Origin of the sequence: Marilutibacter chinensis, assembly GCF_021725675.1 — a bacterium.
Taxonomy (GTDB): domain Bacteria; phylum Pseudomonadota; class Gammaproteobacteria; order Xanthomonadales; family Xanthomonadaceae; genus Marilutibacter; species Marilutibacter chinensis.
In genome coordinates this window covers 681009-693144 of record NZ_JAKJPO010000001.1, presented here as the reverse complement: position 1 = coordinate 693144, position 12136 = coordinate 681009, and the positions used below count along the sequence as shown (strand labels likewise).

Genomic DNA, 12136 nt, shown 5'->3' with positions numbered 1-12136 from the left:
GGTAACCTGGGTGACACCTGTTCAGTTGTCCGCCGATCGATCCGCACGACTCCCTACGCGATCGCCCCTTCGTGACAGGCCCGGCGCCGACGTCCCGCCTGACGGCTACATCCGGAACACGCCGAAGCGGGTGCCATCGCGGCCCGGGCCGCTCTCGATCGGCGCATTGAGGCTCGCCGACAGGCCCAGGCCGAGCACGCGACGGGTGTCGGCCGGGTCGATGATGCCGTCGTCCCACAGCCGGGCGGTCGCGTACCACGGACTGCCCTGGGTTTCATACTGTTCGCGGATCGGTGTCTTGAAGGTCTCTTCGTCCTCCATGCTCCATTCGCCGCCGCGCGCCTCGATGCCGTCGCGGCGCACGGTGGCCAGCACGCTGGCCGCCTGCTCGCCGCCCATCACGCTGATCCGTGCGTTCGGCCACATCCAGAGAAAGCGGGCGCCATAGGCCCGGCCGCACATCGCGTAGTTGCCGGCGCCGAAGCTGCCGCCGATCACCACCGTGAACCTGGGCACGTGCGAGCAGGCCACCGCGGTGACCATCTTGGCCCCGTCCTTGGCGATGCCCGCCTGCTCGTACTTCTTGCCGACCATGAAGCCGGTGATGTTCTGCAGGAACACCAGCGGGATCCCGCGCTGGTTGCACAGCTCGATGAAGTGCGCGCCCTTGAGCGCGCTCTCGGCGAACAGGATGCCGTTGTTGGCGACGATGCCGACCGGGTAACCGTGGATGTGGGCGAAGCCGGTGACCAGTGTCTTGCCGTAGCGCGCCTTGAACTCCTGCAGTTCGCTGCCGTCGGTGACCCGCGCGATCACCTCGCGGATGTCGAACGGGCGCCGGGTATCCCTCGGCACGATCCCGTACAGCTCCTCGGCGGGGTAGAGCGGCTCGGCCGCCTGCCGCGTTGCGACCGGCAGGGTCTTGCGGCGATTGAAGGTGCCGACGATGTCGCGCGCGATCTGCAGCGCATGGCGATCGTCCTCGGCGAAGTGGTCGGCGACGCCGGAAACGCTGGTATGCACGTCGGCGCCGCCGAGGGTCTCGGCATCCACGACCTCGCCGGTGGCGGCCTTCACCAGCGGCGGACCGCCGAGGAAGATCGTGCCCTGTTCCTTCACGATCACCGACTCGTCGCACATCGCCGGCACGTAGGCGCCGCCCGCGGTGCAACTGCCCATGACCACCGCCACCTGCGGGATGTTCTCGGCGGACAGCCGCGCCTGGTTGTAGAAGATGCGGCCGAAGTGTTCCTTGTCCGGGAACACCTCGTCCTGCAGCGGCAGGAACGCACCGCCGGAGTCGACCAGGTATACGCAGGGCAGGTTGTTCTCGCGCGCGATCTCCTGCGCGCGAAGGTGCTTCTTCACCGTCATCGGGAAATAGGTGCCGCCCTTGACGGTCGCGTCGTTGGCGACGACCACCACCTCCTGACCCATCACCCGGCCGATCCCGCAGACCATCCCGGCGGCCGGCGCGGCATCGTCGTACATGCCTTCCGCGGCCAACGGCGCGATCTCCAGGAACGGCGAACCGGGATCGAGCAGGGCGGTGATGCGGTCGCGGACCAGCAGCTTGCCGCGTTCGGTGTGCTTGTCGCGCGCCTTGTCGCCGCCGCCCAGCGCGGCGCGGGCGAGGCGGGCGTCGAGCTCGTCGACCAGGGCGCGGTGGTAGGCCGCATTGTCCTGGAAGTCCTGCGAGCGCGGGTCGAGCTGGGAAGTGATCGCGGGCATGGGCAACGGCATCGGGAACGAGGTCGGCATCAAACCACAAAGGTCCCGGAGCGGCCAGCGCGCCGCCGTCCGGCGAAACCATGCGCAGCGCCGCTTGCGGGCCGTCCACGCGCTCGCCCCGTTGCACCGACGCGCCGGCCAAAAAACAAGGGCCCGCGAATGCGGGCCCTTGCGGAACGCGTGGTCGGATGCGGCTCAGTTGCCGGCGTCTTCCTTGGCTTCCTCGGCGGCGGCCTGCGCCTTGTCGGCGATTTCCTGCGCCTTGTCGGCGACCGCATCGGCGGCATCGGCGCCTGCGGCGGCGGCATCTGCAGCGGCGGCGTCGGCCGCAGCCGCGGCCTCGTCGGCGGCGCCTTCGACTGCGGCGCCGGCTTCGGCAGCGGCCTCGCCGGTCGCGGCGGCGGCGGCATCGGCGCCCTCGACCACGGCGGTACCGGCGGCGTCGACGGCGTCGGCAGCAGCGGCGCCGGCCTCGTCGGCGGCGGCTTCGGCTTCGGCCGCGGCGTTCTGGGCGGTGGAGGTCTCGTTCTGGCAAGCCGTCAGAGCCAGCACGGAAGCGATGAGGGCAACATACAGCTTGGTGTTCATGGGATCTCCGGTATCTGTCTGTGGAACGGTGGGCAGCCTAGGCTGCGGAATGTGGAGGGCAGGCGAAGATGGCGAGGCCTTCCGGCCTCGACTCGTGTCAACGGGTCCACCCGGAAGCCCGACCGCCTTCCCTCAAGGAAAAAGCCGCCGGCAGGCGCCGGCGGCTTTCGGATACAGCTTGAAGCGGCAGATTACTGCTTGACTTCTTCGGCAGCAGCCTCGGCATCGTCGGCAGCGGCTTCGGCCGTGTCGGCAGCCTGTTCGGCCATCTCGGCAGCCGCGTCGGCGGCGGCGTCGGTGGTCGCGTCCACAGCGGCGTCGGCCGAGGTGGCGGCGGCGTCGGCAGCGGCAGCGGCCTCGTCGGCAGCAGCCTGGGCAGCGTCAGCAGCCGCGTCGGTGCCGGCTTCGGCAGCGGCGGTGGCAGCGTCGGCGGCTTCGGTGGCAGCCTCGGAAGCGTCGGCAGCAGCGTCCTGAGCCTGCTGCTGATTGGTGCATGCAGCCAGGGCAAAGCCCAGGGCCAGGGCGAGCAGCGCCTTGTTCATGGTCATGATTCGGAATCCTCGTCGATTTGGTTTGGCAACGCGCAACTGCGCGCCGATAACATGATGACAAGCCGGTGACGCGTGTCAAGCGGCTTGTTCATCTATCTTACCGGGGCATGTTAACAGGCGGTTATCCGTGTCCGTAACCCACGGTACGGAGGGCGTTTTTCGCGCCTGCCGTTCTCCGCCGGTCAGGCCAGTTCGATCGCGATCGCGGTCGCTTCGCCGCCGCCGATGCACAGCGATGCGACGCCGCGCTTGCCGCCACGGACCTTCAGGGCGTTGAGCAGGGTGACGATCAGGCGGGCGCCGCTGGCGCCGATCGGATGACCCAGGGCGAGTGCGCCGCCATGGACGTTCAACTTCTCGTGCGGGATGCCGAGATCCCTGATCGGCGCCATCGCCACGCAGGCGAATGCCTCGTTGACCTCGAACACGTCGACGTCCCCGACCTGCCAGCCGGCCTTTTCGAGCACGTTGGCGATCGCCTTGACCGGAGCGGTGGTGAACCGTTCCGGCGCCTGCGAATGGGTGGCGTGGGCAACGATGCGCGCGATCGGCTTCAGGCCGCGCCTGCCCGCCTCGTCGGCACTCATCAGCACGGTCGCGGCGGCGCCGTCGGAGATCTTCGAAGAGGATGCGGCGGTCAGCACGCCGTCCTTGCCGAATGCGGCGCGCAGGGTCGGAATCTTGCCGGTGTCGATCTTGGCCGGCTCCTCGTCGCTGTCGACCACGACTTCGCCCTTGCGGGTCTTGACCGTGACCGGAACGATCTCGTCCTTGAACACGCCCTCGGCCTGCGCCTGCTGCGCACGGCGTGCGCTCTCGGCCGAGTACGCGTCGAGCGCCTCGCGATCGAGGCCGTACTCGGCGCAGGTGGCATCGCCGAACACGCCCATCGCCTTGCCGTCGTACGGATTGGTCAGGCCGTCCCACGCCATGTGGTCGAGGAAGTCGGCGCTGCCGTAGCGGATGCCGGTGCGCGAGCCGTTGAGCAGGTGCGGCGCGTTGGTCATCGACTCCATGCCGCCGGCGACGATCACGCTGGCCGAGCCGGCCTTGATCAGGTCGTGGCCGAACATCACCGCCTTCATGCCCGAGCCGCAGACCTTGTTGATCGTGGTGCAGCCGACCGCGGCAGGCAGACCGGCGCCGAGCGCGGCCTGGCGGGCCGGCGCCTGGCCGAGGCCGGCCGGCAGCACGCAGCCCATGATCACCTCGTCGACCTGGTCGGCGGCGACACCGGCCTGCTCCAGCGCGCCGGTGATGACCGCGCTGCCGAGCACCGGCGTGGGCGTGCCGGTGAACTGGCCGAGGAAGGAACCGATGGCGGTGCGCTTGGCACCGACGATGACGACGTCGCTCATGGAGAACTCCTGCACAGACGGTACGACCGTGGGGGTCGGGAATTCTCGATTATGGGCCGCGATGCCGCAGTGCGGCAAACGTCGGGCGAATCGGGCCGATCCCGCCCATGTCTGCAGGGCCGCGGGTCGCGGGTCGCGGCACCGCTCCGCAGGCAAAGCGAAGCATCACAGACCGGCAAGAAACGACTCGATGGCCTCCACGCTGCCGGGCTCGTCCAGGGTCGGCGCATGCCCGCGCTGTGCGATGGTGACCGACTGCAGGCGCGGGTGATCGGCCTGCATGCGCTCCAGCGTCGCCGGCGCGAGGATGTCGGAGTGCTCGCCGCGCACCACCAGCATCGGTGTTGCCGCCAGCGCGGGGAACAGCGGCCACAATGACAATGCGGCGCTGTCGCCCTGCGCGGCGCGGCGGATCTCGGGGTCGTAATCCGGTTGCGGGATGCCCTGCGCATCCTCGCGATAGCCGAGCCGGGTGAAGGCCTGCCATTGCGCGTCGTCGAAATCGGGATAGGCCACCCCGTAGCTCAGCCGCGTTTGCGCCACAGCTTCGTCCCAATCGCGTACGGCGGCGTTCTGGCCGACGTAGCTGCGGATCCGCGCCACGCCTTCGGGGGCGACCTCGGGGCCGATGTCGTTCAGCACCAGTCCGGCCAGCCGCCCGGGCCGGGCCGCCGCGATCAGCATGCCGACCAGCCCGCCCAACGAGGTACCGACCAGGGCCACCGGTCCGGGGTGCAGTGCGTCGATCAGTCCCAGCACATCGGTGGCGTAGACCTGCGGCTGGTAGTGGCTCCAGTCGGGGTCGCGGTCCGAGCGGCCGCGGCCGCGCAGGTCCGGGGTGATCACGCGCCAGCGCACCGCCAGTCGCCGCGCCAGGGCCTCGAAGTCACGGCAGTTGCGGGTCAGTCCGGGCAGGCACACGACGGCCATCGGCGGCGACGTCCTGGGCCCCGGGTAGTCGCGGCAGTACAGCGTCAGCCCATCGGCGGCGCGGCAGTGGTGCTCGGTGTAGTCGAGGGTCATGGTGTCCATTTTCGTTGCCGTCAGAAGCTGTAGCGCAGCGAGACCGAGTAGTTGCGCGGCCAGCCGTAGTAGGCGGTCTGCACGTTGGCGACGCTGGAGAATTCCTGGGCGTCGGTCTTGTAGACCTCGTCGGTGAGGTTGCGTACGCCGGCGCGCAACTGCCAGCGCAAGTCGGCCGAGTCCCAGCTCGCGAACAGGCCGACCAGGGTGTAGGCCGGCTGCCGCAGCGTCGCGCGGTTGTCGACGCTCAGCCAGGTGTCGTCGCGATAGGAGACGTCGCCGCCGACCGTGAGGGTGCTGCCGTTGCCGAGCCCGAAACTCTGGCTGAGCGCCAGCTGCGCGGTCCAGCGTGGCGAGAACGGGACGTGATCGTGCAGGTTCGCCAGATTCGGATCGAGCACGGTACGCGGGTCGTCGAACGACTCATAGCGTGCATCCATCCAGCCGACCTGCGCCGACAGCCGGGTGCCTTCGCCCAGCAGCGCCGTACCTTCCAGTTCGACGCCGTCGATACTCATTTCCGCCGCGTTGAGCACCGGAAACACGAAGCTCGGAACCGGCGAACCGGGATCGGCCACATCGGCCACGCGCGCCTGGAAGTCGCGATAGTCGCTGTGGAACGCGGTGATGTTGCCGCGCAGGCGACCGTTGCGGCTGGTCGACTTCAGCCCCAGCTCGTAGGTCCATACGTATTCGGGATCGAACGGGCGCGTCTCGGCGTCGCGGCTGGCGCGGCCGTTGAAGCCGCCGGACTTGAAACCGCGGTTGGCCGACGCGTACGCCATCACGTTGTCGCCGAAGGCCTTGCTCAGGCTCAGCGAGGGCGTCCAGGCGGTCCAGCTCCGGCTGCCGGTGAAGCTGAAGCGGCTGTCGAGCGGCGGCAGGCTGGTGATCGCCGCGTTGACGCGCCGGTAGTCCTTGCGTTCGTGGCTGTAGCGCAGGCCGGCGCCGAGCGTCCAACCCGGTATGAACTCCCACGACACCTGGCCGAACGCGGCGCTGCTGGTCGCCTTCTGCCGGTCGTCGCTGAGGGTGCGGTAGGCGACCGGCATCGGACCGAAGCGCAGCACGTCGTCGCTGACCACGTCCTGGTGACCGTCGTATTCCTCCTGCAGCCAGTACAGGCCGTAGACGGCGCGGATGTTGCGACCGTTGTCGTATTGCAGCTGCAGCTCCTGGCTGAGCTGGTCCTGATCCAGCGTCGCGTAGGTGTCGCCCAGCCGGAACGGTGAGGCATCGATGTCGATGTAGTAGGCCAGGTCGAGGTCGCGGTAGGCACTGATGCTCTTCAGCAGCCAGGCCTCGTTGAGCGCGTAGGACAGCGTCGCGCTGATGCCCTGGTGGACCAGGTGCTGGCCGCGGCCGGCGTCGATCGAGGTGTTGCTGACGAAGTCGTAATCACCCGATGACGGTACGAACAACAGATCGCTGCCGCCGGTGGCCAGGTCGACCCGGAACAGCGGCGCTTCCGGATTGCCCAGCGTCAGCGCGTTGTTCTGCCGGGTGTAGTCGACGGCGAGGGTCGCGGTGAACGCATCGCCCGGACGCAGCGACAGCTTGACGCGGCCGGCACCGGTGCTGTCGTCGTTGTAATGGCGGCCGGAGTCGTCGCGGACGTATCCGTCGTTATGGCTGGAAATCAGCGCGGCACTGACGCCGACGGTGTCGCTCAGCGGCGTCGCGGCGTACCCGCGGAAGTCGGCACGGCCGTGGTCGCCGAATGCCGCTTCGACCATCCCGGTCGTGCTGTCTCCCGGCTCGCGGGTGACCAGCTTGATCGCGCCACCGGTCGAGTTCTTGCCGTACAGGGTGCCCTGTGGCCCGCGCAGCACCTCGATGCGCTCGATATCGAACAGGTTGAACAGCGCGCCCTGGATGCGGGAGTAGTAGACGTCGTCGACATAGATACCCACGCCCGGATCGAAACTGGGCAGGGCGTCGGGCTGGCCGATGCCGCGGATGAACACGTTGGCCGACGAGGCGCTGCCGCGGCCCTGGGCGACGTTGAGGTTGGGCACCGCGCCCTGCAGTCCGGACAGGTTGTCGGCCTGCAGGTCCTCGAGCTGGTCGGCGCCGAACGCGCTGACCGCGACCGGCACGTCCTGCACCGATTCGGCGCGGCGCCGCGCGGTGACGGTGAGCGCATCGAGCGTGGTTGCCGCTTCGGTCGCGGCCGGCACCTTGGCTGCCGGCATATCCGCGCCGGCCTGTTGCGCCCACGCCGCGGTGCCGGGCGACATCGCCAGGCCGGCCCCGATGGCCGCCGCCAGACAGTTCTTGCGCATGCAATCTCCCAGTACGTTGCAATGACACCGTTATAGCCAGCTCGGCCGTGCGTCGTTTCACCGTAGACGCACGTCTGGTTGACCGCAGCCGTACAGCCCGTGGCGTTGCGCTGGATGCCAGGGGCGGTGGGGCTGCCGGGCGCAGGCCGAGGCCGTTCACCGCGCAAGTCGTCTACTCTCCCCCGAGGACCCGCAGCAGACCGGTGCCGGCGAAGCGGGCGGAGGCATTGACCGCATCGGAGCCGAGCGCGCCCCATGAGCCGGGGGCGACGAAGCTGGCGCCACCGTTCAGCGAGAGCGCACCTACGGTGCCGGTGCCCGTGAACGCAAGGTCCTCGGAGGCCGTGGCATCGGCGACCAGAATCGCGTCGTCCGCGAGGTAGTCGTGTGAGGTGCCATGCGAGAGCTGCAGGGTGGCGGTGTCGACGACGATCACGTCGCCCGCGCCGAGCATGCCGTCGGCGTGAGCGCGCAACGTGCCGGTCCTGACGATGGTGCCACCGGAGTGGCTGTTGGCCGCGTTGGTCAGCGCGGTATGGGCGGTGGCGTAGGCGTAACCGAGGTCATGGTTGCCGTTGAGGCCGGTGCCGTCCTCGCGCCAACTCCAGGTGACGTGCAGGCGGCCGTTCCGGTCGTAGCGGAACGGGTTGGGATAGGCGCACCGACGGCCCTTGCCGGCGTAGCTGCCCAGCCGGGAAAAGAGCATGCCGACATATTTCCAGCCGGTGGCGCCGTACTCGTAGAAATGCCAGTCGCCGCTGCCCGAACCGCCCAGCTGGAACACGAACTGGAGCTTGCCCTGGGGCTGGTGAAAAAGAGTGGGTAGGTGACGTCGGGCGTGATGGTCATGCCCGGCACGAGCTCCGAACGGATCGGGCCGGAAGGGGCGAGACCGGCAGCAACAGAACGGCAGCGATAGTCGTGAAGGTTCGGGCTCCCATGGGCTTCTACTCCGCGATGGCATCGTTATGGCCAGCCGAACCGGGTACGGCTTCGCCGTCGGCGCACGTTCGCTTGACCGCAGCTGCGCCGCCGGTGGCGCAGCGCAGCGTGCGTGGGGCGATATTGTCCCTATGATCGGGGCGTCCGATGTCCGACCCGGAGCGTGAAGATGTCCATCGTTGCAAGCAGGCCGCGCCTTCCGGTCGCGCCCTATCCGGCGTCGCGGTACGACGTGGCGCGCGTGCCCTCCTGGCAGACCATCGCCGATCCCCAGTGGGGCGAGCTCGACATGCTGCCGCATCGCGAGGACTGGCGGCTGGACCGGCTTGGCACCCGTGCACTGGGCGCACTGCGCTACAACCATTTCGCGATCGACGGACTGCGACTGCGGCGTACGCCACGCAATCTCAGCCGCTTCGACGACCCCTGTTATGTGGTGGCGCTGCCAATGGCAGGCGCATCACGCAATCGCATCGACAGAGAGAGCATCGAAATCACGCCGGGCCGCATCTATTTTCTGCACGGTGCGGTATCGGCCGACATCCAGCCGCAGGGGCGCTACGAAACCTTCAACCTGAAGATTCCCACTCATCTACTCAAGCAACGGGTGGCGAGCCTGCCCACGGCCCATGCCGCCGAGCTCGACGGCAGCAATCCACGCGCTGAGCTGCTGGGTCACCACCTCCGCCATGCCTATCGCGTGGCCGAGCACCTGGGCGCCGGCGAGGCAAGCCTGCTGGAAGGACAGATCTGCGATCTGGTCGCGTTGATGCTGCGCGGAGCCCCCGGCACTTGTTGTGACGACCGCTCGCTGGTGGCCGCACACAAGCGCCGTGTGCTCGATTTCATCGCCGCGAATCATGCGATGGAAGGCCTGACTGCCGAGGGCATCGCGCGGAGCTGTGGCATCTCCGAACGCTATCTGCACAAGCTCTTCCATGACAGCGGACAGCCGGTGATGGAACGGCTGAAGGAACTGCGCCTGCAGAAGGCGAAGGCGATGCTGGTCAATCCGGCATTGTCCAGCCTGCCGGTGTCGGAAGTGGCCTATCGCAACGGCTTCCGCTCACTGTCGAGTTTCTCGCGTGCATTCCGCGTCCGTTTCGGCGCCGCCCCCAGCCGGCTGCGCGGCGGCGGGTAACCGGCGAGAGCCGGCATCCGGAAGACCGGCCACAGCAGACTAGCTGTTGCCGTTGAACAGCTCGCGGCCGATCAGCATCCGGCGGATCTCGTTCGTGCCGGCGCCGATCGCGTACAGCTTCGCGTCGCGCAGGATGCGGCCGGTCGGGTACTCGTTGATGTAGCCGTTGCCGCCGAGCGCCTGGATCGCCTCCAGCGCGACCTGCACCGCCGCGTCGGACGCATGCAGCAGGCAGCTGGCGGCATCGATGCGGCTCTTGTGGCCGGCGTCGTAGTCGCGCGCGACCTGGTAGGCGAACGCGCGGGCCGACTGCAGCGCGGTGTACATGTCGGCGATCTTCGCCTGCATGATCCCGAACGTGCCGATCGCCTGGCCGAACTGGCGGCGCTCGCGAACGTAGGGCAGGGCGATGTCGAGCGCTGCCTGCATCAGGCCCAGCGGACCGCCGCTCAGTACCAGCCGTTCGGTGTTGAGGCCGCTCATCAGCACCTTGACGCCGTTGTTGACCTCGCCGAGCACGTTCCCGGCCGGGATCTCGCAGTTCTCGAACACCAGCTCGCAGGTGTTCGAGCCGCGCATGCCGAGCTTGTCGAGCTTCTGCGCGGTCGAGAACCCCTTCATGCCGCGCTCGACGATGAAGGCGGTCATGCACTTGGAGCCGAGCTCGCGGCTGGCCGTGCGCATGTAGACGATCAGCACGTCGGCCTCGGGACCGTTGGTGATCCACATCTTGTTGCCGTTGGCGACCCAGACGTCGCCCTTCAGCTCCGCGCGGCAGGACATCGAGCCGACCACGTCGGAGCCGGCGCCGGGCTCGCTCATCGCCAGCGCGCCCTTCCACTCGCCGCTGCACAGCTTCGGCAGATACTTCTCGCGCTGCGCCTGCGTGCCGTTGGCGAACAGGTTGGAGACGCAAAGGTTGGAATGCGCGCCGTAGCTCAGGCCGACCGAGCCGGACGCACGCGAAATCTCCTCCATCGCCACCAGGTGGGCGAGGTAGCCCATCCCGCTGCCACCGAACTCGCCCGGCACGGTCATGCCCAGCAGGCCCATCTCGCCCAGCTTCGCCCACAGGTCCTGCGGGAAGACGTTCTCGTGGTCGATGGTCTCGGCGCGCGGCGCGATCTCGGCCTCGGCGAAACGACGGACCGCCTCGCGCAGCGCGTCGATCTCTTCGCCTAATGGAAATGGACGCATGGCTTCTACCTAGTCCCTGTGGAAAGTGTGGGCACCGCCGTCTTTATCTGGCGATTGGCGGAGCCCCCCTTTGCTGAAGGGGGGCGGCCGCGGCAGCGGCGGGGGATTCGGATGCACTGCAGCGGGCCCAGGGTTTGCATTGCAAACCTTGGATTGATCTGGACAAGGCCCAGATCAATGCCCGCCGCGGATGCGTCCCTGGAAGCGCGGGGTGGTGCGGCCCATCGGCAGCTTCAGCTTGCCCATGATGTCGATGCGCTCCTCGGCCATGCGGTCGGCGGCCTTGTAGGTCGGGATGCTGTCGCGCTCGGCGATCTCGAAGATGCGGCCGAGGTTGTGGTAGATCGTCCGCATCATCCGCATCGCGCGCTCGCGGTTGTAGCCGGTGATCTCCAGCGCCACGTTCATCACGCCGCCGGCGTTCACCGCGTAGTCCGGCGCGTACAGGATGCCGCGCTTGGCCACCTCGTCGCCGATCGCGTTGTTGGCCAGCTGGTTGTTGGCCGCGCCGCAGATCACCTTCGCCTTCAGGCGGGGCAGGGTCTGCTCGTTGACGGTGCCGCCCAGCGCGCACGGCGAGTAGACGTCGGCGTTGACGTCGTAGATGTCGTCCAGGCCGACCGCCTCGGCGCCGTACTCGGACACCGCCTTGTCGACCAGGCCCTGGTTGATGTCGGTGACGAAGATCTTCGCGCCGCGCTCCTTGAGCAGCTTCACGAATTCCATGCCGACGTGGCCCAGGCCCTGCACGGCATAGCTGTACTTGCCGACTTCCTCGTCGCCGAAGCGCTTGTTCAGCGCGGCCATCAGGCCCTGCAGGGTGCCGTAGGCGGTGAACGGCGACGGGTCGCCGGAGCCGCCGTGGACCTGGTGCACGCCGGTCACGTACTCGGTCTCGCGATACACGTATTCCATGTCGTTGACGTCGATGCCGACATCCTCGGCGGTGATGTAGCGGCCGCCGAGCGAGTCGACGAAGCGGCCGAACGCGCGGAACAGCGCCTCGGACTTGTCCTTGCTGGGGTCGCCGATGATCACGGCCTTGCCGCCGCCGATGTCGAGCCCGGCGACCGCGTTCTTGTAGGTCATGCCGCGCGACAGGCGGAGCACGTCGTTGAGCGCTTCCTGCTCGGTCTTGTACGGCCACATGCGGGTGCCACCCAGGGCCGGACCCAGCACCGTGTTGTGGATCGCGATGATGGCCTTCAGGCCCGCATCCGGGTTGTGGCAAAACACGACCTGCTCGTGGCCGTAGCTTTCGAGTGTTTCGAAAATCATCGGGTGCTCCGCGTCGGCGAGGCCCGATGCACCAGTGCATGG

10 protein-coding genes are annotated in these 12136 nt (G+C 68.3%); 1 reads left to right on the top strand and 9 read right to left on the bottom strand.

Annotation, left to right across the window (positions count from 1 at the left end; translation table 11 throughout):
- Positions 1-105 precede the first annotated feature (105 nt).
- The 7 genes from L3V18_RS03080 to L3V18_RS03050 form a co-directional block, all read right to left on the bottom strand.
- The gene (locus tag L3V18_RS03080) at positions 106-1731 is read right to left on the bottom strand and encodes a carboxyl transferase domain-containing protein (RefSeq protein WP_237053126.1); all 1626 of its coding nucleotides are present in this window, start codon (positions 1729-1731) and stop codon (positions 106-108) included.
- 195 nt (positions 1732-1926) lie between these two features.
- Complete coding sequence (locus tag L3V18_RS19205; protein ID WP_255783623.1) at positions 1927-2319, bottom strand: hypothetical protein; 393 nt, start codon at positions 2317-2319, stop codon at positions 1927-1929.
- Between the two features lie 191 nt (positions 2320-2510).
- Positions 2511-2867, bottom strand: a complete 357-nt coding sequence (locus L3V18_RS03070; protein WP_237053125.1) for a hypothetical protein — start codon at positions 2865-2867, stop codon at positions 2511-2513.
- Between the two features lie 185 nt (positions 2868-3052).
- Positions 3053-4228: a thiolase family protein gene (locus L3V18_RS03065; protein WP_237053124.1), complete on the bottom strand. Its 1176-nt coding sequence runs from the start codon at positions 4226-4228 to the stop codon at positions 3053-3055.
- A gap of 165 nt (positions 4229-4393) precedes the next feature.
- Positions 4394-5260 (bottom strand): alpha/beta fold hydrolase, encoded by an 867-nt coding sequence (locus tag L3V18_RS03060; protein ID WP_237053123.1) that lies wholly within the window; start codon positions 5258-5260, stop codon positions 4394-4396.
- Between the two features lie 11 nt (positions 5261-5271).
- Positions 5272-7536: a TonB-dependent receptor gene (locus L3V18_RS03055; protein ID WP_237053122.1), complete on the bottom strand. Its 2265-nt coding sequence runs from the start codon at positions 7534-7536 to the stop codon at positions 5272-5274.
- A gap of 172 nt (positions 7537-7708) precedes the next feature.
- Positions 7709-8500, bottom strand: coding sequence for a BNR-4 repeat-containing protein (locus tag L3V18_RS03050; RefSeq protein ID WP_255783620.1), 792 nt, complete (start codon positions 8498-8500; stop codon positions 7709-7711).
- 147 nt (positions 8501-8647) lie between these two features.
- Here L3V18_RS03050 and L3V18_RS03045 point away from each other — a divergent pair, with 147 nt between their 5' ends.
- Entirely contained in the window at positions 8648-9619 is a 972-nt protein-coding gene (locus L3V18_RS03045; RefSeq protein WP_237053120.1) for a helix-turn-helix domain-containing protein, read from the top strand.
- Between the two features lie 39 nt (positions 9620-9658).
- Here the strand turns inward: L3V18_RS03045 and L3V18_RS03040 are convergent, their stop codons facing one another.
- Positions 9659-10816: an isovaleryl-CoA dehydrogenase gene (locus L3V18_RS03040; RefSeq protein WP_237053119.1), complete on the bottom strand. Its 1158-nt coding sequence runs from the start codon at positions 10814-10816 to the stop codon at positions 9659-9661.
- A gap of 174 nt (positions 10817-10990) precedes the next feature.
- Positions 10991-12094, bottom strand: coding sequence for a Glu/Leu/Phe/Val dehydrogenase dimerization domain-containing protein (locus tag L3V18_RS03035; RefSeq protein ID WP_237053118.1), 1104 nt, complete (start codon positions 12092-12094; stop codon positions 10991-10993).
- Positions 12095-12136 lie beyond the last annotated feature (42 nt).

What these genes read in the sequence shown, in the direction of transcription:
- L3V18_RS03060 (WP_237053123.1), bottom strand. Translation starts at nt 5,260, where the DNA reads ATGGACACCATGACCCTCGACTACACCGAGCACCACTGCCGCGCCGCC.
- L3V18_RS03035 (WP_237053118.1), bottom strand. Translation starts at nt 12,094, where the DNA reads ATGATTTTCGAAACACTCGAAAGCTACGGCCACGAGCAGGTCGTGTTT.
- L3V18_RS03070 (WP_237053125.1), bottom strand. Translation starts at nt 2,867, where the DNA reads ATGACCATGAACAAGGCGCTGCTCGCCCTGGCCCTGGGCTTTGCCCTG.
- L3V18_RS03065 (WP_237053124.1), bottom strand. Translation starts at nt 4,228, where the DNA reads ATGAGCGACGTCGTCATCGTCGGTGCCAAGCGCACCGCCATCGGTTCC.
- L3V18_RS19205 (WP_255783623.1), bottom strand. Translation starts at nt 2,319, where the DNA reads ATGAACACCAAGCTGTATGTTGCCCTCATCGCTTCCGTGCTGGCTCTG.
- L3V18_RS03040 (WP_237053119.1), bottom strand. Translation starts at nt 10,816, where the DNA reads ATGCGTCCATTTCCATTAGGCGAAGAGATCGACGCGCTGCGCGAGGCG.
- L3V18_RS03080 (WP_237053126.1), bottom strand. Translation starts at nt 1,731, where the DNA reads ATGCCCGCGATCACTTCCCAGCTCGACCCGCGCTCGCAGGACTTCCAG.
- L3V18_RS03045 (WP_237053120.1), top strand. Translation starts at nt 8,648, where the DNA reads ATGTCCATCGTTGCAAGCAGGCCGCGCCTTCCGGTCGCGCCCTATCCG.
- L3V18_RS03055 (WP_237053122.1), bottom strand. Translation starts at nt 7,536, where the DNA reads ATGCGCAAGAACTGTCTGGCGGCGGCCATCGGGGCCGGCCTGGCGATG.
- L3V18_RS03050 (WP_255783620.1), bottom strand. Translation starts at nt 8,500, where the DNA reads ATGCCATCGCGGAGTAGAAGCCCATGGGAGCCCGAACCTTCACGACTA.